This is a genomic window from Hymenobacter saemangeumensis (assembly GCF_039541835.1).
GTDB lineage: Bacteria > Bacteroidota > Bacteroidia > Cytophagales > Hymenobacteraceae > Hymenobacter > Hymenobacter saemangeumensis.
Window position 1 is genome coordinate 25,513 of record NZ_BAABGZ010000073.1, and the last position, 25,247, is coordinate 50,759.

At 62.1% G+C, this 25,247-nt stretch carries 18 protein-coding genes; 9 read left to right on the top strand and 9 right to left on the bottom strand.

Annotated elements, in window-relative coordinates; all coding sequences use genetic code 11:
• Window positions 1–289: 289 nt before the first annotated feature.
• From ABD919_RS17875 to ABD919_RS17900, 6 genes are all read left to right on the top strand, one after another.
• Window positions 290–2,011, top strand: a complete 1,722-nt coding sequence (locus ABD919_RS17875; RefSeq protein WP_345237416.1) for a hypothetical protein — start codon at window positions 290–292, stop codon at window positions 2,009–2,011.
• Window positions 2,012–2,355: 344 nt separating this feature from the next.
• The gene (locus ABD919_RS17880) at window positions 2,356–7,992 is read left to right on the top strand and encodes a hypothetical protein (RefSeq protein WP_345237417.1); all 5,637 of its coding nucleotides are present in this window, start codon (window positions 2,356–2,358) and stop codon (window positions 7,990–7,992) included.
• 115 nt (window positions 7,993–8,107) lie between these two features.
• Window positions 8,108–8,752 carry a glycerol-3-phosphate 1-O-acyltransferase PlsY gene (plsY, locus tag ABD919_RS17885; RefSeq protein WP_345237418.1) on the top strand — a complete coding sequence of 215 codons (645 nt, stop codon included), beginning with the start codon at window positions 8,108–8,110 and terminating at the stop codon, window positions 8,750–8,752.
• Window positions 8,753–9,021: 269 nt separating this feature from the next.
• Complete coding sequence (locus tag ABD919_RS17890) at window positions 9,022–9,408, top strand: hypothetical protein (protein ID WP_345237419.1); 387 nt, start codon at window positions 9,022–9,024, stop codon at window positions 9,406–9,408.
• Window positions 9,409–9,751: 343 nt separating this feature from the next.
• Window positions 9,752–10,306 (top strand): hypothetical protein, encoded by a 555-nt coding sequence (locus ABD919_RS17895; RefSeq protein ID WP_345237420.1) that lies wholly within the window; start codon window positions 9,752–9,754, stop codon window positions 10,304–10,306.
• A 293-nt stretch (window positions 10,307–10,599) separates the two neighbouring features.
• Window positions 10,600–11,172 (top strand): hypothetical protein, encoded by a 573-nt coding sequence (locus ABD919_RS17900; protein WP_345237421.1) that lies wholly within the window; start codon window positions 10,600–10,602, stop codon window positions 11,170–11,172.
• 104 nt (window positions 11,173–11,276) lie between these two features.
• Here ABD919_RS17900 and ABD919_RS17905 read toward each other — a convergent pair whose 3' ends face one another.
• A complete protein-coding gene (locus ABD919_RS17905) occupies window positions 11,277–13,757 on the bottom strand; it encodes a TonB-dependent receptor (protein ID WP_345237422.1) in 2,481 nt (826 codons plus the stop codon).
• 295 nt (window positions 13,758–14,052) lie between these two features.
• On the opposite strand from ABD919_RS17905, the gene ABD919_RS17910 reads away from it, so the two are divergent.
• Entirely contained in the window at window positions 14,053–15,417 is a 1,365-nt protein-coding gene (locus ABD919_RS17910) for a dipeptidase (RefSeq protein WP_345237423.1), read from the top strand.
• A gap of 54 nt (window positions 15,418–15,471) precedes the next feature.
• On the opposite strand, the gene ABD919_RS17915 is transcribed toward ABD919_RS17910, so the two are convergent.
• The 6 genes from ABD919_RS17915 to ABD919_RS17940 form a co-directional block, all read right to left on the bottom strand.
• Window positions 15,472–16,143 carry a porin family protein gene (locus ABD919_RS17915; protein WP_345237424.1) on the bottom strand — a complete coding sequence of 224 codons (672 nt, stop codon included), beginning with the start codon at window positions 16,141–16,143 and terminating at the stop codon, window positions 15,472–15,474.
• A 90-nt stretch (window positions 16,144–16,233) separates the two neighbouring features.
• Entirely contained in the window at window positions 16,234–16,827 is a 594-nt protein-coding gene (locus ABD919_RS17920) for a porin family protein (protein ID WP_345237425.1), read from the bottom strand.
• Between the two features lie 167 nt (window positions 16,828–16,994).
• Window positions 16,995–17,621: a porin family protein gene (locus tag ABD919_RS17925; protein ID WP_345237426.1), complete on the bottom strand. Its 627-nt coding sequence runs from the start codon at window positions 17,619–17,621 to the stop codon at window positions 16,995–16,997.
• A gap of 31 nt (window positions 17,622–17,652) precedes the next feature.
• Complete coding sequence (locus ABD919_RS17930) at window positions 17,653–18,234, bottom strand: porin family protein (RefSeq protein WP_345237427.1); 582 nt, start codon at window positions 18,232–18,234, stop codon at window positions 17,653–17,655.
• Window positions 18,235–18,378: 144 nt separating this feature from the next.
• Complete coding sequence (locus tag ABD919_RS17935) at window positions 18,379–18,972, bottom strand: porin family protein (protein WP_345237428.1); 594 nt, start codon at window positions 18,970–18,972, stop codon at window positions 18,379–18,381.
• Between the two features lie 230 nt (window positions 18,973–19,202).
• On the bottom strand, window positions 19,203–19,943 hold the full coding sequence (locus ABD919_RS17940; protein WP_345237429.1) for a porin family protein: 741 nt from the start codon (window positions 19,941–19,943) through the stop codon (window positions 19,203–19,205).
• A gap of 351 nt (window positions 19,944–20,294) precedes the next feature.
• Between ABD919_RS17940 and ABD919_RS17945 the strand changes: the two genes are divergently transcribed.
• Complete coding sequence (locus tag ABD919_RS17945; RefSeq protein ID WP_345237430.1) at window positions 20,295–21,425, top strand: acyloxyacyl hydrolase; 1,131 nt, start codon at window positions 20,295–20,297, stop codon at window positions 21,423–21,425.
• A 122-nt stretch (window positions 21,426–21,547) separates the two neighbouring features.
• Window positions 21,548–22,234 (top strand): DUF2306 domain-containing protein, encoded by a 687-nt coding sequence (locus tag ABD919_RS17950; protein WP_345237431.1) that lies wholly within the window; start codon window positions 21,548–21,550, stop codon window positions 22,232–22,234.
• A 194-nt stretch (window positions 22,235–22,428) separates the two neighbouring features.
• Here the strand turns inward: ABD919_RS17950 and ABD919_RS17955 are convergent, their stop codons facing one another.
• Both ABD919_RS17955 and ABD919_RS17960 read right to left on the bottom strand, forming a co-directional pair.
• Window positions 22,429–23,502 carry a quinone-dependent dihydroorotate dehydrogenase gene (locus tag ABD919_RS17955; RefSeq protein ID WP_345237432.1) on the bottom strand — a complete coding sequence of 358 codons (1,074 nt, stop codon included), beginning with the start codon at window positions 23,500–23,502 and terminating at the stop codon, window positions 22,429–22,431.
• A gap of 182 nt (window positions 23,503–23,684) precedes the next feature.
• A complete protein-coding gene (locus ABD919_RS17960; protein ID WP_345237433.1) occupies window positions 23,685–25,220 on the bottom strand; it encodes a YifB family Mg chelatase-like AAA ATPase in 1,536 nt (511 codons plus the stop codon).
• Between the last annotated feature and the right edge of the window lie 27 nt (window positions 25,221–25,247).

Here is a 25,247-nt window from a genome sequence, read left to right on the forward strand (position 1 = left end):
TTGCCATTCAGCTGCTTCCCATTGATTTTGCTCATGAAAAGCCGCAATTTCAGGGTGTAGTACAACGAACAGCTGCTGGCAAAACTATACAGCAGCAGGGTTGTTGTATATACATAATGGATTTGGGAGAGAAATCCGGGGGCCGGCTGCTGCAACAGCCGGCCCCACTGTTTTCCGCATGTCCGGGCAGGGTTGCTAAAGCGCCTGGTTTGACCGTTTGGGCTTTGTGTTCGTCCTTTGCACGTTGATAAACACATTTATCCGCTCTTACCAACCAACGCCAACCTTGATGCACTCTTCCGAACATACGCCTGCTCAGTCCGTAGCTCCTGCCACCCTCCAGCTCGGCCAGTACCAGGCCGCTGTTGATGCTAAAATTCAGGAATTCAACGCCAAAAGCTTTACTGCGGGCTTCTGGCAGAAAGACGCCGCGCTGTGGGTGCAGGACGAAGCCGGGCAGCAGAGCATCCGCAGCTTCATGGGCTGGCTGCGCGTGGCCGAAACCATGATGGAGGCCGTGCCCGAGATTGAAGCCTTCGTGCGGGAGGTGAAAGCCGCCGGCTTCCGCCACGTGGTGGTGATGGGCATGGGCGGCAGCACCATGGCCCCCATCGTGTTCAAAGCGGCCTTTACCGGCGAAGGCGGCCTGCCGCTGTCGGTGCTCGACACCACCGACCCCGGCACCGTGCGCCAGCTCGAAGAAAGCGTGCCCCTGGCCGAAACCCTGTTCATTGTGGCCAGCAAGTCGGGCACCACGGCCGAGCCCCTGGCCTTCGGCGACTACTTCTACGACAAGCTCCGTCAGCTGAAAGGCGACAAGGCCGGCGAAAACTTCGTGGCCATCACCGACCCCGGCTCCAAGTTCGTAACCGCGGCCACCGAGCAGGGCTACCGCCGCATCTTCCTCAACTTCGCCGAGGTGGGCGGCCGCTTCTCGGCCCTTTCCTACTTCGGCCTGGTGCCCGCCGCCCTCTACGGCATCGATATCCGCGAGCTGCTGAGCCGCTCCCTGGTGATGATGCGCGCCTGCGGCTCCGAAGGCGACGTGGCTACCAACCCCGGCCTGGAGCTGGGCGTGGCCCTGGGCGTGCTGGCCCAGCAGGAACGCGACAAGCTCACGCTGGTAGTGCCCGAGGTGCTGAGCGACTTTGGCCTGTGGCTGGAGCAGCTCATCGCCGAAAGCACTGGCAAGGAAGGTCTGGGCGTCTTGCCCGTAGCCGGCGAGCCCGTGCGCGAGCCCGCCGTGTACGGCCAGGACCGCGTGTTTGTGTACGTGGGCTATGCCGGCGATGCCGATGCCGCCAACCGCAGCGCGGTAGCTGCGCTGGAGGCCGCCGGCCACCCCATTATTCGCATTGACATGAGCGGTCCGCTGGACCTGGGCGCCGAGTTCTTCCGCTGGGAGGTGGCCACGGCCGTGGCCAGTGCCGTGCTGGGCATCAACCCCTTCGACCAGCCCAACGTGCAGGCGGCCAAAACCGCCACCGACCGCCTGATGAAAGAGGTAGAGGCCAACGGCCAGCTGCCACAAAGCCAATCCCCCGCCGCCACCGAGAACGGCATCAGCTACTTCAGCGCGGTGCAGGGGGGCTCGGCCGCGGAGGTGCTGCAGGCTTTCCTGGCCCAGGCCCGCCCCGGCGACTACCTCTGCCTGCAGGCTTACCTCACCGAGTCGCCGGCCCTGAACGCCGGCCTGCAGGAGCTGCGCACCCGCGTGCAGAACCAGTACCACATTGCCACCACCTCGGGCTACGGGCCGCGCTTCCTGCACTCCACCGGCCAGTACCACAAAGGCGGCCCCGACACCGGCCTGTTTGTGCAGTTCACCGTCGACCACCCCCAGGACCTGCCCCTGCCGGGCCGCTCCTACACCTTCGGTACCTTCAAGAATGCCCAGGCCCAGGGCGACCTCGAAGCCCTGCACAGCTTTAACCGCCGCACCCTGCGCATTCACCTCGGCGCGGATGCCGAGCAGGGCCTGCAGACCGTGCTGGCGGCCCTGCCCGCCTAGCAGAGCGAGCCGCGGGCAGTACGTTTGGAAAACCCACTTCGGTGGGTTTTCTTGTGCTTAAGAGCCTGGCCCACGGTTCGGTGCAATTGCCCGCGCCGACGCTACGTCCTTCACGTTGCGCTCATCTTTTTGAATTTGCTTGCGCTGGCAGATGTTGCCACGACGGCAAGGTCGGTCTACAGCCGTAAGTGGGCTTTAGTCAGTGGGAAGAACCAATTTCCGGACGCTGCGGCGCTGGCTGGCAAGCTTCCCAACGGGCCCGCTGTGACTATGTCGCTGCTATTGCCGAAATTGTAGCCCTAATGTGACTTTTCACCCCGGTCGCATTTCTGATTTAGTTCTTTATGAAGCATTTTGCTGCTGTAATTGTGTTGTTTGGAGCGCTGCTGGGCCTGCACTGGCCAGCCCTGGCCCAAACGGCGCCTCCTGCTAACCCACCCGCTACGGGCCCCAAGCCGCCGGCGCAGCCGGCGGCGGCCACGAAGTACATGGGCAAGCTCTCCACCGACCCCGTCCAGTACATCAGCGACATTCAGCTGATGATGGCGGCGACCAACAACCTGGCGGCCCGCAACAGCGCGGCCAGGCTGAAGGAGCTCTGGGGCAGCAACCGGCTGACGTCGTCGCAGCAGGCGCGCATCATCGCCCTGTCGCAAACCATGCTGGCGAAGAAGTTTAAGCCGCGCCCGCACTTTGAGGCGCTGTTCGATGCCGTAGTGGGCGGCGCCAACACGGCCAAGCTCAGCGACCAGCAGATGGACCAGTTTCTGGAGGTGTTTGGCAAGACGCTGGACAACGAGGCGGTGCAGGAAACCGACAAGTTTCTGCTCACCGCCAGCCGGGTGCTGAGCACGGGCTTTGTGTACCGTTCCGGCTACAACGGCCTGCGGGCCGTGGGCGGCAACATCTCGTTTGCCTACTCGCCCATTGCCGTAGCCCAGGGCAACCTGGAGTTTGGCGCCCCGCAGCCGGTGAAGGAAGAAGTTATTCCCGATGCGCCCAAGCCCGCCCCGAAACCGGCCGCCAAAACGGCCGCCAAGCCGGCGGCGAAACCCGCGCCCAAGCCCGCCCCCAAGAAAAAAGCCAGCAGCAACGGCTGGGATTCGGCCGACATGTGGTCCTCGTCGTCGGGTGGCGGCTGGGGCAACGACGATGGCTGGGGCAAAGCTGATGACGGCTGGGGCGCCGCGGCCAAGAAGCCGGCGCCGAAAAAGCCCGTAGCCAAGGGCGCGCCAGCCAAAACCACCCCGGTCAAAGCGGCGGCCCCCGCCAAGGAAGCCGCGCCCAAAGCCAACCCCGCCGACTTCGACTCCGGCGGCTTCGACTCCGCCGGCAGCTCGGGCTCGTTCCAGCCCTCGGCTTCCCCTTATGAAGAATACTACGCGCCGCCCATCCGCGGCGCCGTGATGGTGCTCAAGGACACCGACCTGTTCATGTCGACCGTGGGCGACTCCGTGTTCCTGCGCAAGGTGAGCGGCACCATCGTGCCCAACTCCAACCGTTTCGTGGCCACCAGCGCCCAGCTGAGCTGGAACATCAAAAACGAGCCGGTGCTGGCCGAAATGACGGGCTTCGACTTCGACATGACCAAGCCCGAGTTTACGGCCCAGCCCGTGACGCTGACTTACGCGGCCCTGCTGGAAGCCCCGGTGAAAGGCGCCCTGAGCTACAAAAGCACCCGCCGCAAGCCCGGCGCGGCCGATAACGGCTACCCACGCTTTATCTCCCTTACCAACGACGCCCGCATCAAAACCCTGGGCGAAAACATCAAGTACCGCGGCGGCCTGTCGCTGGCCGGCAGCCGCATGCTCAGCGCCGCCCTCGATGGCTCGCTGTCCAACATCACCGTAAGCCTGGAGGGCAAGCCCAAGTTCAAGGCGGCTTCGCGCGCCTACGTGCTGGGCGACTCCGTGATTACGGCCACCCGGGCGGGCATCACCATTTACCAGGGCGCCAAAGATTCCATCACCCATCCGGGGGTGGAGTTTAAATACGCCAAAAACAAGCAGCAGCTTAAGCTTTCCCGCGAGGAAGGCATGTATAAAAACACGCCCTACACCGACACCTACCACCAGCTCGACATCCGCACCCAGCAGCTGAGCTGGAACCTGCGCAACCCCATCATTGAGTTTGCGGTGCTGTCGGCCAAAAACCAGCAGACGGCCGACTTCGAGTCCAAGGAGTTTTTCACCAACTCGCGCTACCAGCAGCTCAAGAGCATCAACCGCATGCACCCGCTGCAGATGGTGGTGGGCTTCAGCCAGAGCCACGACAACGCCAAAACCGTTAACATTCTCGACATTGCCACCGAGCTGGAGCAGTCGCCGGCCAACCTGCGCAGTGCCATGGCCGGCCTGGCCCGCGACGGCTACGTGAGCTGGAACGGCCAGACCGGTGAAGTCACGATTCTGCCCAAAGGCTTCCACTACGTGGCTTCGGCCCGCGACCGCAAAGACTACGACCACATTGCCATCAAGTCGCTGACCGGCTCCGGCCGTAACGCTACCCTGAACCTGAACACCAACGAGCTGGTGGTGCGGGGCGTGGACCGGTTTAACTTCACCGACGACTCGGCTTCGGTGTTCGTGCGCCCTGACAGCAACGTGATTCGCATTCAGCGCAACCGCAACATCAACTTCAACGGCACGGTGGTGGCCTCGGCCATGCGCTTCAAAGGGCGCGACTTCAAGTTCGACTACGACGGCTTCTACGTCGACATGACGAAGATTGACTCCATCGTCATCCGCAAGCAGGGCAGCAAGGCCAAGGGCGCAAAGCGCAACGCCGACTTCGCCCTCACCAACAAGGGCAGCGTATCGACGGGCCGCCTCTACATCAACGACCCCCGCAACAAGTCGGGCCGCAAGAAAAAACCGCAGTATCCCTCGTTCGATTCCAAGAGCGGGGCCAACGTGTACTTCGGCAAGCAGGACGTGCTGGGCGGGGCCTACGACTCCACGCTGGTGTTCGACATTCCGCCCTTTAAGCTGGACTCGCTCAACCGCCTGGGCAAAGCGGCTTCGGGCTTCGACGGGGTGTTTCGCAGCGGCGGCATCCTGCCCGATATCAAAACCAAGCTCACCATTCAGGAAGACGGCTCGCTGGGCTTTGTGTACGATGCCCCCAGGGAGGGCTTCCCCCTCTACAAAGGCCGCGGCCACATGGACGGCAAGGTGAAGCTCGACAGCAAGGGCCTGCAAACCATCGGCGGCGTCAAGTACCAGTCGGGTACCTTCACCTCCGATGCCTTCATCCTCTACCGCGACTCGGTGGTGGCCGTGGGCCGCTCGGGCGCCATTGCCGCCAAATCCGGCAACGGCGTCGACATTCCCAAGATGAGCCTGCCCGCTGGCTACCTCATGAAGTGGGACGTGAAGCGCGACTCCATGTATCTGACCACCCCCGAGAACGGTGGCTCGGCTCGCCTCTATGCCACGGCCAAAACGGCCTTCAACTTTACCGGTACGGCCGTGCTCACGCCCAAGGCTGCTGGGGGCTCGGGCCGACTCGACGGCCCCCAGTCCTACATCAGGTCGCCGGAGTTCACTTTTAAGTCGGACAGCTACTCCGGGCGCCGGGCCCTGCTGAGCGTGAAGTCGGCCGAGGCCAACAAGCCCGCGCTGACGGCTACCGATGTGGCATTTGACTACAACCTCAAGAAAGGCTACGCCGACTTCCGCCGCGAGGAAGGCAGCAAGGCGGCCATCGACCTGCCGTACTCGCAGTTTAAGAGCACGCTAAGCGACGGCCGTTGGGACTTCACCAAGAAAACGGTGAAGCTACGGGCGGCATCGGGCAGCGACTCTACGAAGAAAGCGTACTTCGTTTCTACCAACCCTGCCCAGAATGGGCTGCGCTTCAAGGCTTCGGCAGGCATATACGACCTGGCCAAGTACCGCCTGCAAACCAGCGGCGTACCCTACGTAGCCGCCGCCGACGCCTGGATTCTGCCCGACTCGGGCAAGGTGACCATCCTGGCCAATGGCCAGGTGAAGCCCCTGCGCAATGCTGGCCTGGTGCTCGACTCGCTGAGCAAGATTCATAAGCTCTACAAAGGCACCATCCGGGTGTACTCGCGCAATGCCTTTGGCGGCGATGCCTATTATAACTTCAAAACCGCTACCGATTCGGTGGCGCTGCACTTCACCAACTTCGAGCCCGACCCTGCTTACGTAATGGCCGCCGGCACGAAAAAGAAAAAGAAGGCGAACGAGGAGGTGGAAGAGCCTAGCGGGCCTCCGACAGTGGCTACCTCTATCGTAGATGCCAAGCTGAAGTTTCAGCTGGTGCCCCTGGTGGGCTACCGCGGCAACGTAACGCTGAACTCCAAGCGCCCCGGCCTCATCTTCGATGGCGAGGTGCAGCTGCAGTTTGGCAAGCAGCGCGCCAGCGCCGAGTGGTTTGCCGTGAAAGACAGTATCGACCCGCAAAACTTCAGCCTGACCCTGCGCGAGCCCAAGGCTGGTGACGGGTCGCCCCTGGTGACGGGCCTGTACATGTCGGATGTGTCCAACAAGGTGTATCCGCTGTACGTGGCCACCGTGCCCAACTCAACCGACATTCCCTTATTTAAGGTGGATGGCGAGCTGCGCTACAACAAGCAGCGGCGCGAGTTCACCCTGTCGCGCACCGACATGAACGACGCCAACAACTACCAGGGCGCGGCCATGACCTACGGGGAAACCAACGGCCGCCTCGATTTCCGCGGGCCGCTAACGTTCATCACCTCGAACAAAAACTACGGCATGGTAGCCAGCGGCGTGGGCTCGGCCAGCCCCGACAGCGCCCGCTACAGCATCGACGCCCTGCTGGGCATCGACATCAACCTGCCACCCAAGGCACTGGATATGATGGCCAACGAGCTGGCCAAGATAACCAAAAACTCACCCGAGGCACTGGAAGGCAACCCCAACGAGCTGTACAAGATTGGGGAGTTTGCCGGCAGCAAGGCCGCCGAAACCTACGCCAGCCGCCGCGGGGTGGCCGAGCCGCTGGCCAAGCTCTCGCCCAAGCTGGCCCACACCCTGCTGCTGAGCAAAGTGGACCTGCGCTGGAGCGAAAAGCAGAAAGCCTGGTACTCGGTGGGCAAGCTGGGCTTGTCCGGCGTGGGCAAGCAGGCCACCAATGCCCTGATTGACGGCTACGTGGAAATCAAGCGGGAAAACGCTACCGATGTGGTGGAGCTCTACCTTGAGGCCGAGCCGCAGGTGTGGTATTACTTCAAATACGCCAACAACCTGCTGCTGACCAAGTCGCAGAACGAGAACTACGACGCCGAGATTGGCAACAAGGCCAAAGGCGACTACAATACAGCCACCAGCTACGGCGTATTCCTGGGCGAGTACACCGACGTGGACATGTTCCGGGCTCACTTCCAGCGCGACTACCTGGGCAAGTCCGGCAAGCTGGCTGCCCGCCCGCCGGCCCCGCCCCGCCCCGAGCCTTTGGAAGACGGTAAAAAGAAGAAGAAAGGCAAATACGACGATGCCATTAATTCTGGCACTGAACCCGGCACCGACCCTGCCGCTTCGATCGAGGAGCCGGCCAAAAAGAAAAAGAAAAAGGCCAAAGACAATGACCCCTTCGGCGATGGCGAGATAGTGCCGGCGGGAGCCGCCGAAGACGCTGCCGCTGCCAAGAAGGAAGCCGAGCGCCTCAAGAAAGAGGAAGAAAAAGCTGCCAAGGAAGCCGCCAAGGAGGCCGAGCGCCAGAAGAAAGAGGAAGAGAAACGCCTGAAAAGAGAAGGCGACGGCGTGATTGATGCCCCCGGCACTGCCCCGGCCGCCGGCCCTGCTACCGACCCTGGCGTAGACGCCGCCGCGGCCAAGAAGGAGGCCGACCGCCTGAAGAAGGAGGAGGAGAAAGCCGCCAAGGAAGCTGCCAAGGAAGCCGAGCGCCAGAAGAAGGAAGAGGAGAAGGCAAAGAAGGAGGAGGAGAAGCGTAAGAAAGCCGCCGAAAACGACCCATTCGGAGGCGGCTGATAAACCCAAAAGCCCTGCCGCTCCCACGGCAGGGCTTTTTTGTGGGCGGCTATGGGTAGGGCCCGGTAGCCGGCGTATGGTGGAGGTTGGCGGGGAAATCCTACTTTTACGGCCTATGCCCCACTTTACCCTTTTGCTACCTGCCTTTGTTCTGGCCTACCTGCTGGGCTCTATTCCTACCGCGCTGTGGGTGGGGCGCTGGTTTTTCCAGCTGCCCGACATCCGGGAGCACGGCTCGGGCAATGCAGGCGCTACCAACACCTTCCGGGTGCTGGGCAAGAAAGCGGGCTGCTTCGTGATGCTGGTAGATGCCGCCAAGGGCTACGTGGCCACCATGCTGCCGCTGTGGCTAGGCGTGGCGGCCCCCGACAGCAACGCCCTGCTCTACGCCCAGCTGGCCTGCGGGGCCCTGGCCGTCATTGGCCACATCTACCCGGTGTTTGCGCAGTTTCGCGGGGGTAAGGGCGTGGCCACCATCCTGGGCATGATGCTGGGCATTGCCCCGGCTGCTGTGGGCGTGTGCATCCTCATCTTCCTGGCCGTGCTGCTCAGTTCCCGCTACGTGTCCTTGTCCAGCATGACGGCCGGCGTGGCCTTTGCCCTGCTGCAGCTGCTGCCCCAGTTCCGGCCCGCTCAGCCTTTCATGATAGGCTTTGGCTTCGTGCTGGCCGGGTTACTTATTTACACCCACCGGGCCAATATCGGGCGGCTGCGGGCGGGTACGGAGAGTAGAGTGCCCATGCCTTGGGATAAGAAGTAAGGGAGGAGTTGGGTTGCTGGCTTGTTTACTAATTCTACGGTTTAGCTGGACTGTTTTCGCTACTTTTCTACTCCATGAGACCGCCCGCATTTGCACGTTGCCGGAACGCCTGCCACCTGCTGTACCACTGTTTGCTCGTGTTGGCATTGACCGGAGCTAGTGGGATAGTAAGCGGGGGATGTGCGGCAACCAAAACCGTGGTGCGAACACCCGAAGCGTTGTCTTTGCTTGCGCGGGCTGGTTTAACGCTCCGGTGCGTCGTCTCGGTAGTGGCACAGAACAGCGATGGCAACTCTCCAGGACTGCTGGTGTGCATTAGCGCCGACACGGCCACCCGTTCCGAGCAAGGCTTTGGCGGAACCTACATCACGGTGAATGAGACGGAAGCCGCCTGCCTATCCGCCTTGTTTGTAAAACACCTGCACGCAGTGGCCTTATTGCCGGATTCGGTTACGGTACACCAGGGCTTTTCTTTTCGGCTCACCAATGAGCACGGCCCTTCCCGCCAGGGAACGTTGGCCACTGTCCAGGTGGTGACCTCGCTGCTGACCAGTGTAAATAACGAGGTAAAAAACGGCCATCTGCCCTTGCGAAGGGAAGTCAAGAAAAGCCTTACGGAAGCTATTGACTACAACGTAGGGTGGATGAACCCCTGATGTCAGTTATAACGCTCGACTCACTAAACTTATGGAATAAGCGGCTGGCATGCTTCGCAAAAGCATTAGCCTGCGCATATGGAGTTTAAGAAACTCGTCTACGAATCAAAGTTTACGAAACTACACTGATAGATGAGTTTCGTGAACTCAGCAATCAATGGTCTGTCGGCACCATAGCAGCACCAGCAGAGTGCAAACTCGCGCTATCGGGTGAACCCCACCGGAGGGAGCCAGAGTCGTAGCCGAGTGGTTACATTTTTTTTAAACTTGAAATTACTGTAACCAGAGCTCAGCTTGCAATATTTGTAATATTCAAGAATTTCTAACCTAACCTCTTGCCCTCATGCCTGATTATGTGCGCAACAAGTTTGGCTTAACCCAGGAGCGGCTGGCTTCCTGGCTGGGCACCAGCCGGGGCATGCTGGCCCAATCGGAAGCCGGCACCAAGAGTCTGCCGGGGCGCAGCAGCATTGCCAGCGCCCGCCTGGTGCTGGCCTCGCTGGGTAAGGTATTGGTGCTGGGCCAGGCCGAAGCGCAGCCCGGCCCCCCGCCTTTGCCGGTGCCCGCGCCCAAGCTTGAGCCGCTGCGGTGGCGGCGCGACGAGTGTCGCTACCGCAGCGGCACCCTGCGCCGCGAGCTGGCCGCCATGCAGGCCAAAGCCCAGCAGCTGGAGAACCGGCTGGCCGCTTTGCCCTCCCTACGGGCTTATCCCGGCCCGGTCAGTAACCCGGCTCGGGAAGCCGGCTGGCTGGCCTTGTTTGAAGGAGAAGCTGAGGATGGCTTGCGCGATGCTTGCGGGGCCGGGCCGCAGCGTCTGCTCGAAGCCCGCATCGCCGGCCTGGAGCGCGAAGCCGAACTGCTGGAAGAGCTGTTGAATGAACTGCCCCCCATACAGTAAGCCCCCGCTGGCCGCCGCCCGCTGGCGCGCGTCTGCGACGCGTGCCCACCGGCACCGCGTCTGCAACGCGACGGTATAAGGCTTTAACAGGCGCGGGCGATTCGCGTCGCAGACGCGGTGCCGGTAAGCACGCGTCAGAGACGCGCGCTAGCAGCGGCCTATAGGGCGCCAGCGGGACCAGCAGTTTACCCCAAACAAAAGCATACCTGGCTCCCCTCCCCATCGGGGTAATGCGCTTAAAGCATTTGCGGCTGGGGGAGGGGTTACCGGCATTTCCGGCGTAAATTCACCACATGCGCCACCTCCTTACTACTGCGGCCCTGCTGCTAGCCGGCTCTGCCACCGCCCAGAAGTTTGATGCCACATTGGGTGAGGCCCCGGCGGGCTTTCACTGGCAGGTGCTGCCCCAGGTGAAGGCGGCCATGCTGCTGCCCGATGGCTGGTACTACAAGGCGGAGGGTGACAAAGCAGCTATGACCTACTACCTCACCCAGGAAGCCATTGGCGAAACTGGCGAGTACCAGACCGGCGCTTCCCTGCACGTGGTGCGCAAGGTAAAAAGCAAAACCAAGCAGCCCGCCCCCACCTACGCCGAGCGCCTGATGATGCGCACCGGCTTCGGCAAGGGGCAGCAGATGCTGGAAAAGTCGCCCCTGGCTCTGGGCGACCGCGCCCGGCACTGGGTGCGCTACCGCGACGCCCCGCCCGATGCCGAGGTGCGCATCGTATACCAGCTGGCCCTGGCCAACGGTAAGACGGATACCCTCTACCTGTTCACCTTCGAAAGCCCCGAGAAGGAGTGGGCCGAAGCCTGGCTTCTAGGACAGCAGATGGTTGGGGAGGCGGTGCTGGATGGAGGAATGTAGCCCCACCCCCGACCCCTCCCCTGCGGGGGAGGGGAGCCGGTTCCGGAAGTTCTGACGTCAGGCTCCCCTCCCCCGCAGGGGAGGGGTCGGGGGTGGGGCTGGGGCTAAAACTCCAGAATAAAACCAATAGTAGGCGTGATATTCCCCGTTTCGTTTTGCAGCACTACGGGAATGGCGTTGCTACCATCGGCGCGCAGGGGCTGGCCGTCGGTGCTCACAAAGCCGCTGTTATCCACTTCGCGGGCGAAGGTGAAGTTGGGCTGGCCGGGGTTGGTGGCCAGCAGGGCGTTCTGGATGTCGACGTACAAATCCAGGGTGAGGCGGCGGAAGTTGATTTTCTTGTCGAGGCGGAAGTCGAACTGCTGGAAGGCCTCGTAGCGCAGGGTGTTGAGGCGGCTGTAGTCGAGCACGCCCTGGCCGGTAGCCAGGTAGCTGGCGCGGGAAGCCCGCAGGTCGAAGGGCGTGTAGGGCGAGCCGCCGCCCACGCGGTACTTCAACCCCAGCTCCCAGCCCCGCCCGAACTTGTAGCCCAGCAGGGCCGAGGCCAGGTAGCGAGAGTCCCAGGCCGAGGCAATGTACTCGCCGCTCAGCCCGCTGAACTCGGAGCGGAACGCGGTGAAGGAAGCCACGGCAAACAGCTTTTTGGTGAGCTTCTGCTGGAAAAACAGCTCGGCGCCGTAGGTGCGGCCCTCGCCGCTGCTGGTCACCGGCTCGTTGCCCAGGGCGGTGAAGTCGCCGCCCAGGTTGGCTAGGCTGATGCCCGTGCGCAGCGACACGGGGTAGAAGCTGTACTTCTTGTAAAAGCCTTCCAGGGTGAAGCGCGTGGCGGCTGTGGGCAGAAACTCCAGGCCGGCCACGTAGTGGTCGGAGCGGATGTAGCGGCTGCCGCGGTTTACCAGCTGCCCGGCATTATCGCGGTAGCCCAGTACGGTGTTGGTAGGCACCTTGTAGTAGCGTCCCACAGAGGCGTTGAGGTTCCACTTGGGCGCCAGGCTCAGCGAGGCCGACAGGCGCGGGGAGAGGGTGCGGCCCAGGTTGTAGCCGTCGTCGGTGAGGGAATTGCCGTCGGTGCGCAGGCCGGCCGAGAGCGTGAGGCGGTCGGCAGGCAGGAAGCTGCGCGTGACTTGCGCGAAGGCGCCGAAGCGCACAAAGTCAATGGCCGTGTTGAAGTCGACGGTGATGGCCGGTGCCAGCAGGTTGCCGCTGGCGTCGCGCACTTCGCGCCGCAGGCGGTTGAAGAAGCGGTTGTCGTAGTGCACCAGCTGGGCCACGGCGCCGTAGGCCAGCTGCCAGCGCCCCCGGCTCTGGTTGATATCCACGCGCAGCTTGTTTTCGGTCTCGCCCGAGCGGGTGAGCAGGTTGCGGCGGCTTTCGTCGCCGGCCACGCCGTCCTGAAACTGGTCGGCGGAGTTATGCAGCTGGGTGCGGCTCAGGGCCAGGTTGAGGTAGCCCTGGGGCAGCAGCTGGCGCAGGGACAGCCCCACGGTGTAGTTCCACTGGTCGATGGTGGGCGTGGCGCGCAGGATGTACTCCTTTTCCGGGCTCGACTTCTTGGGCACGGCCAGCTCGAAGTGGTCGATGGCGCCCAGGCCCAGGGTGGTGAGCGTGGTTTTGGGTCCCAGCCTGGTGGTGGTTTTAAACTGAAAGTCCCAGTAGTTGGGCCGGATGGGAATGTCCAGGGCCCGGAACAGAAACTGCAGGTAGGAGCGGCGGGCCGAAGCCAGGAAGGTGGTGTTTCTGCTCAGCGGCCCTTCCAGCGTGGCCGCCACCTCCGTAGCCGAGGTGCGCAGGTTGCCCTGCAGGCGCTCGGGGTTGCCCTCCCGCTGCCGGAACTGCAGCACCGAGCTCAGGGTGTTGTCGTAGCGCGCCTCGAAGGCCGAGGTGCTTAAGGTCACATCCTCGATAAAGCTGACGTTGAGAATGCCGGCTGGCCCGCCGGCGCTGCCCTGGGTCTGGAAGTGGTTGATGACGGGCACCTCGATGCCGTCGAGGTAGTACACGTTTTCGTTGGGCGCCCCGCCCCGGATGATGATGTCGTTGCGGAAGCCGGCCGTGCCGCCCGCCCCGCCGCCGCTCACGCCGGGCAGGGTTTGCACCACTTTGGAGATGTCGAAGTTGCCGCCGGGGTTGCTCTTGATTTCTTCCACGCTCAGGCGCTGCACGCTCAGCGGCGTTTCGGCCGTGGCCACCCGGATGGCGCGGTTGGCCGTTACCTGCACCTCGCCCAGCTGCTGGGCGGCCGGGCTCAGCTCCAGGTTGATGATGTTGGCGTTGCCGCTGCTCACCACCACGTTGGCCCGCAGCAGGGCGTCGTAGCCCACGAAGGAAGCCCGCAGGTTGTAGGAACCCGTGGGGATGTTACCGATTTTGTAGCGGCCCTCGCCATCGGTGGAGGTGCCCAGCTCGGTGCCTTCCAGCACCAGCGTCACGCCCGGCAGCAGCTCCTGGGTTTTGCGGTCGCGCACGCTGCCCGTAATGGTGCCGGTGCTCTGAGCCAGGGCGGCGAAGCTGATGTTAGCAAGCAGCGCCAGAAGGAGGAAGGAGCGAAGAAAAAAAGGCAGGTGCGGCGGTCGGCTCGGAATCATCGGGCAGGGTAGCGGTGACAGCAGCTAACTACAGCCTTTTTCAAATGTTTCGATAATACCAGATAAGTTGAGCTGCGCCCGTACCTCGGACTCTGCGAGTCCGCGCGCCTGAACGTTGGCCTTGCTTGGTGGCAGTCGTCGCTGCGCTTCGACTGCGGCCAGCCGGTAGCCGGCCCAGTCCGTACTGGAACGGGGGCACGGCCTTCCCCACGCGGATACGCGGACTCGCAGAGTCCGCGCTACGGCACTACTTTTACCAACCATTCCCAACCTCAACACTTCTTCCCTGCTTCGCATGGCTACTTACCTCGCTGAACACCAAACCCGCTTCCTCGAAGAGCTGATGGACTGGCTCCGCATCCCGTCCGTATCGGCCGACCCTAAGTTTCATACCGACGTGCTGCGGGCCGCCGAGTACCTCAAAACCCGCCTCGAAGAAGCCGGCGTGCAAAACGTGGAGCTCTGCGAAACCGCCGGCAACCCCATCGTGTACGGCGACTACATCATCGACGCCAGCAAGCCCACCGTGCTGGTGTACGGACACTACGACGTGCAGCCCGCCGACCCCTACGAGCTGTGGACTTCGCCGCCCTTCGACCCCGTGATTAAAGATGGCAACATCTACGCCCGCGGCGCCTGCGACGACAAAGGCCAGGTGTACATGCACGTGAAGGCCTTTGAGATGATGATGCGCGACGGCCAGGGCGGCGTGCCCTGCAACATCAAGTTCATGTTCGAGGGCGAGGAGGAAATCGGCTCCAACAACCTGGGCATCTTCGTGCGCGGCAACAAGGAAAAGCTCAAGGCCGACGTCATCCTGATTTCCGACACCGGCATCATCGCCAACGACGTGCCCAGCATTGAAGTGGGCCTGCGCGGCCTCAGCTACCACGAGGTGGAAGTGACCGGCCCCAACCGCGACCTGCACTCGGGCCTGTACGGCGGCGCCGTGCAAAACCCCATCAACGCCCTGTGCGCCATGATTGCCAGCCTGCACGACGAAAACGGCCACATCACCATCCCCGGCTTCTACGACAACGTGGACGAGCTCTCGGCCGAGGAGCGCGCCGAGATGGCCAAGGCGCCGTTCGACGAGGAGGAGTTTAAGCAAAGCATCGGCCTGCCCGCCTCGGCCGGCGAGAAAGGCTACTCCAGCATGGAGCGCGTGTCTATCCGGCCCACGCTCGACGTGAATGGCATCTGGGGCGGCTACACCGGCGAGGGCGCCAAAACGGTTATTGCCTCCAAGGCCTTCGCCAAAATCTCCATGCGCCTGGTGCCCCACCAGACCAGCGAGGAAATCAGCGAGCTGTTCCAGCAGCACTTTATGAGCATTGCCCCGGCCGGCGTTACGGTGAAGGTGATGCCCCACCACGGCGGCGAGCCCGTGGTGACGCCCACCGACTCGGTGGCCTACAAAGCGGCGGCCGACGCCATGGAAACCACCTTCGGCAAGCGCCCGGTGCCCACGCGCGGCGGTGGCTCCATTCCCATCGTGGCCATGTTCAAGAGCGAGCTGGGCCTGGACTCGGTGCTGCTGGGCTTCGGCCTCGACTCCGACGCCATCCACTCGCCCAACGAGCACTACGGCGTGTTCAACTTCCTCAAAGGCATCGAAACCATCCCGCACTTCTACCGCAACTATGCGGCAGCCCAGTAAGCGCCACCCGGTTGGTTGTTAAGCAAAGCCCCGCTCTTGAATAAGAGCGGGGCTTTATTCTGGAAACTCCGCCTGGGGCCGGCCAAAGAAAATGTAGCCGGCGTACACTTGAAAAGCCTGGTTGTAGATGCGGGCTTCGCCGCCGACGCCCCGATAAGAGCCCGCCGTAAATACCGACGACAGGCCGCCGTGGTAGCGCAGGCCCAGCAGCAGCCCCTTTGCCCCCTGATACCCCAGGCCCGCCGCCAGGCTCCAGTCGAACCGCTTAAAATTGCGCGCATTGTCGGCGGTGGCGCTTTGGCCGTTGGGCGCGGTATAGTCGGCGCTGGCGCTGAGCAGGTAGCCCAGCGCCGGTCCGAGCTCAATAAAGGGGCCCACCTGGCTGCGCAGCTTAACCAACAGCGGCAGCTCGACATAGGTAAGGCGCTGGCTGCCCCTGGCGGTCAGGGTGGAGCTGAGGGCAAACGGCTGGTCGCTGGCGCCTTTTTGTGAAAACAGAAACTCGGGCTGCACCGACAGCGCTTTGCTCACGGGCAGGTGCAGCACGAGGCCACCGCACAAGCCCAGGCGGGAGCTGCCGCCGGCATCGGCATCTTCCCCGCGGTACTGAGCCACGCTTCCCCCCAAGCGGAAGCCGGCGCGGTCGGAGCGCTGGTGCTGGGCGGTTGCGGGCCGCGCACCCGTCAGCAGGAGAAAGCAGGCAAGCGGCAGAAGCAGGCGGTGCATAAAAAGAACAGATGAGAAAGACCGCTGCAAATCAAGCCAAAAAGCCCGGCTTCCGCGAGGAAACCGGGCTTTTTATGGTCAGGCTACCGGCTAGCGTCTACCAAAGGAATAAGTCAGGTACAGCTGGAACACGCTGTTTCGGATGCGGGGCTGAGTGGTAACACTGCCAGCCGTGGTGGATTGCACCACGTTGGTAAAGCCGCCGTTGTAGCGCAGGCCAATGCCGGGGCCGCTTTTGCGCTGGTAGCCCAGGCCTGCCAGGTAACCAAAGTCGAAGTCGTTGTAACGCTCTTTGGTGTTTACGCTGACACTTCCGGTCTCGCGGCTGGCCCCCAGCAGCACGCCAACCTGCGGGCCGGCTTCAAAAAACAGGCCGCTCACGTTGAGGTGAAAAGACAAGGGGATATCCAGGTAGTTAAGGCGGTCGAGGGCGTCGGTGGTCGAGTATTTCGCGCCCTTCTGCGAGAACACCAGCTCGGGCTGAACGGCAATCAGGTCGCTCAGGCTAATGTTGGCAAATACACCAGCGTGAAACCCGAAGCGGCTTTTGGCATTGGTGGCGTCCTGGCCATCGAAGGTGGAGTAGGAGCCCCCGGCCTTCAGGCCAAGCGCCACATTGCCCTGGGCCTGGGCGGCCTCACTCAAGCCCAGCATCAAAGCCAAAGGCAGTAAAATCTTTTTCATGCGGTAATAGGTATAGGCAGCGAAGTTACGGGCATTACCACATTCCCAACGCTACTGTCCGGCCAAAGACAGCACAGGCTGTGGGCCGAAACGGCCTACGCTGCCGGGCAAAAACAAGCCCGGCTTCTGTGCAGAAGCCGGGCTTGTTGCCGAACCTACTGAGCGGGCTAGCGGGTGTTTTTCAGCATGTAGCTAACGTAAACCTGCACCACGCTGTGCTTGATGTCGTCTTTGTACTTGGCATTGCCCGAGGGCGTCTCAATGGCTTTGGCGCTGGAAGCAAAGGGCGCATTGAAGCGCAGCCCCGCCCCGAGCCCGGTCTGGGGCTGATAGCCTACGCCAAGCACGTAGCCCAGGTCGAGCAGAGCGTAGTCGCTGGTTATTTTGGTGGCATTACCGCCCAGGGTTTCGCGGGCGGCCAGCAGCATGCTAAGCTGGGGGCCCACTTCCGCGAAGAAGTTGGACAGCTGGCCGCGCAGGGCCACGGGCAGGTCGAGGTAGTGGTAGCGGTTGGTGGCTACCTCGCCGGTGTAAATGGTTACCTTACCGCCCTTCTGCGAGTACAGCAGCTCGGGCTGCAGGCTGAAGGTTTTGTTGAGGGCCACGTTGACCACGGCCCCGAGGTGAAAGCCGTAAATGCCGCGGTAGCCCGACACTGAGTTGCCGTCGAGGTTGGAAAAGCTGCCGCCGGCCTTCAGGCCCCCAAAAGCCGGGCTGCCGTAGTAGTTGCGCTGGGCTTGTGCCGCGCTACCCAGGCCAGCCAGCAGGGCGAGGGTGAACAAAGTTTTTTTCATAGAGTAGAACAGGGAAGAGTACGCGGCCCGCTTAGTCGTTGTCGCCAAAGGAATAGCCGACCGACAGCGTGAAGACGTTGTTTTTTACGTTCTGCTCGCCCGGCACCTGGAAGCCGTTTACCTTGATGATGTTGTTGAAGTCGTTGCTGTAGCGCAGGCCCAGCGAAACGCCGCTTTCCATGGTATAGCCCAGCCCTACGCCATAGCCAAACACCGTCCGCTTGAATTCATTGGTGTAGTCCACGTCTCCGGCCTTGCCCGAGAGCAGCACGCTCAGCTGCGGGCCGGCTTCAAAGTAGAGGCCGTCGGCTTTGTAGCGGAGCATGACGGGAATATCGAGGTAATTAAGCTTTAGGTTGCGGTCGTTGGCTGTCTGCTCAATTTCGCGGCCTTTCATAGAGTACAGCAGCTCGGGGTGCAGCGACAGGCTTTCGGCAAAGCCGATGTCGGCCATTACCCCGCCGTGAAAGCCCCACTTGTATTGGGAGTTTTTGGCGTCGTTGCCAATCAGGTTGGTATAGGAAGGCCCGGCCTTGACGCCCAGGGAGATGCCCTGGGCCTGAGCGGCCGCGGTACCCGCTACCAGCGCCAGAGAGAGAAGAGTCGTTTTCATAGAGTGGGTGGTTGAACGATATGGCAGCTGTATACGAGTTGGCCTCTAAAAGGCTACTGACTAGCTACCGCCTGGCATCGCACGCTGGCCTGTGTACTATAGCCCGGCCGTTGAAGAAGCCGGGCTTTTGCGGGATAAGGCCGCTTACTTTCCGCCGAACATGTAGCCCAGCTGCAGCTGAAACACCGAGTTGCGCTGCTTCTGTCCGGGCTCGGAAGGGTCGCTCAGGTCGGGGATGCCCCCATTGTAACGCAAGCCAATGCCCAAGCCGCTCTCGAGCTGGTAGCCCAAGCCGACCACATAGCCGAAGTCAACCTGGCGGGTGCCTTCGGTATCGGTAGAAGTAGTGGTTCTGCCGTTGCTTTCCTTGGTGGTTTTCTGCGAAAGCAGGAAGCCAACCTGGGGGCCCAGCTCAAAAAAGGGCCCGTCGGCATTTGCTTTTAGCAGCACGGGTATGTCGAGGTAGCTGGTACGTCCCTCTGCTTTGAGCCCGGCAGATTCGAACTTGCTGCCTTTCATGGAGTACAGCAGCTCTGGCTGCAGCGACAGCAGGTCGGAAAAGCCGAAGTTGGCGGCTACGCCCCCGACGAAGCCAATGATGCTTTTGACATTCTCGGTGTTGTCGCCCGATACCGACGACAAGCTGGCACCGGCTTTTACGCCAAAGGTTGTGGTTTGGGCTTTAGCGGTGCCGGCTACGGCCAGGAGCAAACCGAGAGAATAGAGGGCCTTTTTCATGGAAAGGATGGAGAAGCGTAAAGAGGTACAGGAAAGCCAGGGCCGGTGAGCAGTGCGTTTGCCCGCGCCCTACTGTGCCCATACTGCCCGAGCCGGTGCCTGGTTGCAGGGGCGGAGCCGTCCCCAAGAGAAGGCAGCCGGCATCTCACAGCAAAGCCTGGCTTACTAAGCAGTAAGCCAGGCTTTCACAGGTAATTCTTAATCTGGTGACCCAGGCCGGGTCGAGGTGCTTAGCGGCCCAGCGGCAGCAGGTAGCCTACCTGCAGCGTGAACGCATTGTTGAATGCCTTGGGCTCGTTGTCGGTGTTCTTGCTGTCGATAAGCGAGTTGAAGCCACGGGCATAGCGCAGGCCAATGCTCAGGCCGCCTTCGGTCTGGTAGCCCAGGCCGGCCACGCCGCCGATATCAAACTGGGCCAGGTCCGACTTGTCGGCATCGCCGCGGGTTACGCCGGTGTAGTCGAGGTAGCCGGTGCTGGTTTCTACCTTGTCTTTTTCACCGTTGGTGTACTTGGTGGTCATCTGCTGCTTGGTCTTCGAGCCGAAGAGGTAGCTAAACTGCGGGCCAAACTCGAAGAACAGACCGCCGGCATTGATGCGGGCCAGAATGGGCAGGTCGAGGTAGTGCAGCACGCGCTGCTGCTCTACTTCCACTTTGGCTACGTTGCCGCTCACGCTTTTCTGGGTCGACTTGATTTCGTAGCCCTTGCGGTTGTAAAGCAGCTCCGGCGCAATGGAGAAGAAGCCGTCGTCGGTGATGGGGAAGCTGGTGCCTACGCCCACGTTGTAGCCCAGCTTGTAGGAGCCCAGGCTGCTGCTGTAGTTAGGGCCGGTAATCTGGCCTACATTGTCGCCGGAAATGTTGGAATAGGTGGCACCGGCTTTTACCCCGATGCGGAGGCCGCCCGAATCCTGGGCTTGGGCGGCAGAAAAGCTCAGAAGAGCTAAGCCAAGTAATGCAGTCTTTTTCATGGGATGGATAGTTAGGGAAAAATGAACCGACTTTATTCGGTTATGAGCTAAAAAGGGTGGTTAGCAGATTCGGGGCAGTTTACCGTACAGTAGGTGCAGAAGGTTGCGTCTTATGTGTTTTTTTAATAAATTTTTAAACTAAGCAAGGGCTGCGCGTGGGTAAATCAAAGGCGCGCTGCAAGGCACGCCGAGCAGGGCCTCCGTCAGTAGCCGCTGCCGATAAGGCCACGGTGGCGGCACTTCTTAAAAAAGAACGGGCGCCCGGCAAGTCATGCGCCCACCTTTTTGCCGGATTCTGCTGCGGGGGCTGCGGTTGAGTTGTATTTTTGATAATACACTTGAGCTTTAACTATGGGAGCATCGCTGCTCGCACGTCTGCAGGTAAGCGGGTTATGTTGGATGTCGCTGATGCTGACTGCCCGGCCGGTAGCGGCGCAGCAGGCCGATTCGGCGGCGGCCCGTCGTTCACCGCTGGTGCTGGGTGCCTACGGGCAGGCCAGCTTTATCATTCCCCACACCAACGCCATCCGGCACCTGGCCGACTCACACCCCACCGGCTTCGAGCTGAACCTGCAGCGCCAGACCACGGGCGCAGCACCCTGGCACGGCTGGTATAAATACCCCAAGGCCGGGCTGGCCCTGGTGTATTACGATTTTCACAACCCCACGCTGGGAAGTGCCTTCGCCATCAGCCCCTACCTGAGTAAGTCCTTCTGGCGCACCACGCGCCACGATGTCAGCTTCCGCGTAGGGGCCGGCCTGGCTTACCTCACCAACCCCTACAGCCAGCAGGCCAACCACAAGAACACCATCAACAGCTCGGCCATCAACGCTACGCTGCAGATGCGGCTGGAGTACGACTACGCCCTCACGCCCCAGTTGGGCCTGCTGGTAGGGCTGGCGCTCAACCACTATTCCAACGGGGCCACGACGCGGCCCAACTTCGGCGTGAACCTGCCCACCGTGGTGCTGGGCCTGAACTACCACCAGCAGCGCCCGGCCCTCACCATCAACCCAAACGCGCCCAAGCCGGAGGATGTGGGGCAGAACTTCTATAGCCTGAGCACCAGCATTGGCTTCGTGCAGCGCAACGAGAGCGACCTGAACAAGTACCTGGTCAACTCCGTCACGGCGGCCATCGGCCGGCGCGTCAACCGCAAGTCCAACCTGCTGGCGGGCGTGGAAGGCTTCTACGACCGGTCGCTGAAGGCCACCCTGCAGGACACTACCCGGGCCGGCGTGAAGCAGCCCGACGTGAAAAAAGCCGGCGTATTCGTAGGCCACGAGCTGCTGTTCGGCCGGCTGGCCTTTGTGTCGCACCTGGGCTTTTACGTGTATGCGCCCTACAAGTCGAACACACCCTACTACGAGCGGCTGGGCCTGAAGTATCACTTTACCGAGCAGCTGTTCGGGGCTGTCGACCTGAAGATTCACCGGGGCGCCGCCGACGTCATCGAGTTCAAAGCCGGCGTGAAGCTGTAGCGCGGCCCCGCCCTGGCTGCTCTTTTTGCGGATTCAGCCGCTATGCCTGGCGTTTGGGGAAGAAAATGAAGGATGCTGGCCAGGAGCCTGCCATATTTGGCCATCCTCTTCATTACAATACTATGGAAACGTTTTTCCTGCTCAACCGCTGGCTGCATATCACAGCAGGCTTCATTGGATTTTTTGTGGCGCCCCTGGCCCTGGCCGTGCGCAAGGGCGGGCCTGCGCACCGGCTCTGGGGCCAGGTGTTTTTCTGGGCCATGGTGGTTGCCGGCCTCACGTCGCTGGCCGGCGCCGTCCACATTCACAGCGCGTTTTTGCTGCTTACGGGCATCTTCAGCCTCTACATGGCGGTCTTCGGCTACCGTTCCCTGTATCTCAAGCAGCTAAGCCAGGGCGGGCGGGCCCCACTTATCGACTGGCTAAGCGCGGGCCTGGGGCTGCTGGTGTTTCTGGGCACTACCGCCTATGGGCTGCGGCAGGGCAACGTACCGGCGGCTGTGTTTGGTGGCCTGGGTATTCTAACGACCAGCCGGCAGCTGCTCGGCTTTCGGCGGGCCGGCTCCTGGGCCCCGGCTCAGTGGCTGCACAACCACATTTCCGGCTTTCTGGCCTCCTACATCGCCGCCGTATCGGCCTTTTCGGCCACCAGCCTGACGTTTATTCCGTTTCCCTTCAACTTTTTGTGGCCCACGCTGCTGGGCGTGCCCGCCATTTTCTGGTGGCAGGCCCGGGTGCGGAAAGGACGGTTGGCAGCTAACAGTGAGCAGTTAATAGTTAACAGTGAGCAGCTAGCAGTGAGCAGCTAGCAGTGAGCAGTTAACAGTGAGCAGTTAACAGTGAGCAATGGGCTAACCTGTGGTCGTGGCACAGCTTTTTGGTTGTGGCGGCAAAGAAGGGCAGAGCAATATCCCTGGCCTTGTTCGGGTAGTAGTGCAAGCGGGAACCCCTACGGGGCATACGCGGCGCTGACCTTCGGTACCTGGCACTACACCACACTTGGTTAACTATTACCTGTTAACTGCTGACTGTTAACTGCTAACTGCTCCTTAACCAGCGCCTGGTTTATCTGCCTTATCAGGCCGGGGCCTTCGTACACGAAGCCGGTGTAGAGCTGTACCAGGGAGGCGCCGGCGGCCAGCTTTTCCAGGGCATCGGCAGCCGAGTGGATGCCGCCCGCGCCCACAATGGGCAGGCTGCCGTCGGAGTGGCGGTGCAGGTAGCGCACCACTTCGGTGGCCCGGGCCCGCAGGGGGCGGCCGCTGAGGCCGCCGGCACCCAGGCTGCTCACCTGGCCGGCGTCGGTGCGGAGGCCGCTGCGGGCAATGGTGGTGTTGGTGGCCACCAGGCCGCTGAGCTTGGTTTCGCGGGCTATTTCCAGGATGTCGTCGAGCTGGGAGTCCGTCAGGTCGGGCGCAATTTTGAGCAATAGCGGGCGTGGCGTGGCCCGGGCCAGGTTGCGGGCCTGTACTTGTTGCAGCAGCTCAATCAGCGGCTTTTTCTCCTGCAGCTGCCGCAGGTTGGGCGTGTTCGGCGACGACACGTTGACTACGAAGTAGTCGACTACCTCTTTCAGGGCCTCGAAGCAAGCCACGTAGTCGGCGGCGGCCTGCTCGTTGGGGGTGTCCTTGTTTTTGCCGATGTTGCCGCCGATGAGCAGCTGACGGTTTTTACGCTGGGCCAGGCGCCGGGCCACGGCTTCGGCGCCGTCGTTGTTGAAGCCCATGCGGTTGAGCAGGGCCCCGTCCTGGGGCAGGCGGAACAGGCGCGGGGTGGGGTTGCCCGTCTGGGGGCGCGGCGTCACGGTGCCAATCTCCACGAAGCCAAAGCCCAGCGTAGCCAGCTCGTCGGTCAGCACCGCATTCTTGTCGAGCCCGGCGGCCAGGCCTACGGGGTTGGGAAACTTCAGGCCGAAAACCTCCCGTGCCAGGGCCGGGTGCTGGTAGTTGTAGAGGCTGCTGAGCAGGGCCTTGCCGCCCGGCAGCGCACTCATCCGGCGCAGGTTGTCGAATACCAGGTGATGGGCCCGCTCGGCGTCCAGGTTAAACAGCAGCGGCTTGAGGAGGGATTTATACACGGGAAGCGGCAGCGTTGGTCTGGGGCAAAAGTACGGTTCGTTCCGACGATATCTTCCGATGTTATGGGGTCATCTCCCGATGTTCTGATATCATCTCCCGCAGAGGGCGCGGAAGTTTGCGCAGAGGACGCAGAGTGCGAAAGCCCATTCCCAGCACATTAGCAAATCAAAAAATCAGCACATCAGCCGGCCCAGCCCTCGCGGTCGAGGCTGCGGTACTGAATGGCTTCGGACAGGTGCTGAATCTGGATGTCCTCGGCGCCGGCCAGGTCGGCAATGGTGCGGGCCACTTTCAGAATCCGGTCGTAGGCGCGGGCCGAGAGGCCCAGGCGCTCCATGGCCGTTTTCAACAGGGCGCGGCCGGCTTCGCTTATGTCGCAGATGTCCTTCACCATCTGCGGTGGCATCATGGCGTTGGAGTGAATGTCGGCGTAGTCGTGGAAGCGGGCCGCCTGCACCTGCCGGGCCCGGTCGACGCGGGGCTGAATGTCGGCGCTGCTTTCGGCCTTGCGCGTTTCCGTCATCTGGTCGAAGGTTACGGGCGTCACCTCCACGTGCAGGTCGATGCGGTCGAGCAGCGGGCCGCTCACTTTGTTCAGGTACTTTTGCACCACGCCGGGGCCGCAGACGCACTCCTTCTCCGGGTGGTTATAAAACCCGCAGGGACACGGGTTCATGCTGGCTATCAACATGAAGTTGGCCGGAAACTCAATGCTGACCTTGGCCCGGGAGATGGTCACGCGCCGTTCCTCCAGGGGCTGGCGCATCACCTCCAGCACGGTGCGCTTAAACTCGGGCAGCTCGTCGAGAAACAGCACGCCGTTGTGGGAAAGCGAGATTTCGCCGGGTTGGGGGTTGCCGCCCCCGCCCACCAGGGCCACGTCGGAAATGGTATGGTGCGGGGCCCGGAACGGGCGGGAGCTGAGCAGGCCGCCGCTGGCGAGCTTGCCGGCCACGGAGTGAATCTTGGTGGTTTCCAGGGCCTCCTGCATGCTCAGCGGGGGCAGGATGCTGGGCAGGCGCTTGGCCAGCATGGTTTTGCCCGCGCCGGGTGGGCCTATCATTATCACGTTGTGGCCGCCGGCAGCCGCAATCTCCAGGGCCCGCTTAATGTTTTCCTGCCCCTGCACGTCGGCAAAGTCGGCTGCGTACTTGTTCACCGCCTGCTGAAACAGGTCGCGGGTGTCTACCCGGGTGGGCTGGATTTGTAAGCGGCCCTCGAAGAAGTCGATGGCCTCCTGCATGCTCTCGACCGGTATCACGTCGAGGTTGTTGACGATGGCGGCTTCCTCGGCGTTGGCTTTGGGCAGCACAATGCCCTTGAAGCCTTCCTTGCGGGCCTGAATGGCAATGGGCAGCACCCCGCGCACGGGGCGCAGCACGCCGTCGAGGGCCATCTCGCCCATGATGATGTAATTGCCCAGCTCGTCGGTGTTCAGCTGCTGGGAGGCGTGCAGAATGCCCAGGGCAATGGGCAGGTCGTAGGCCGCGCCCTCCTTGCGGATGTCGGCCGGCGCCATGTTCACCACAGTTTTGGTGCGCGGCATGCGGTAGCCGCGGAACTTGAGCGCCGCCTCAATGCGCTGCTGGCTTTCCTTGATGGCGTTGTCGGGCAGGCCCACCACAAAAAAGTTGGTGCCAGCCGATACCACCACTTCAATGGTAATGGTGTAGGCATTGACGCCCTGCACGGCCGAGCCGAAGGTTTTGGTAAGCATAAGAAGGAAGACCGGGTAGAAGTGTCC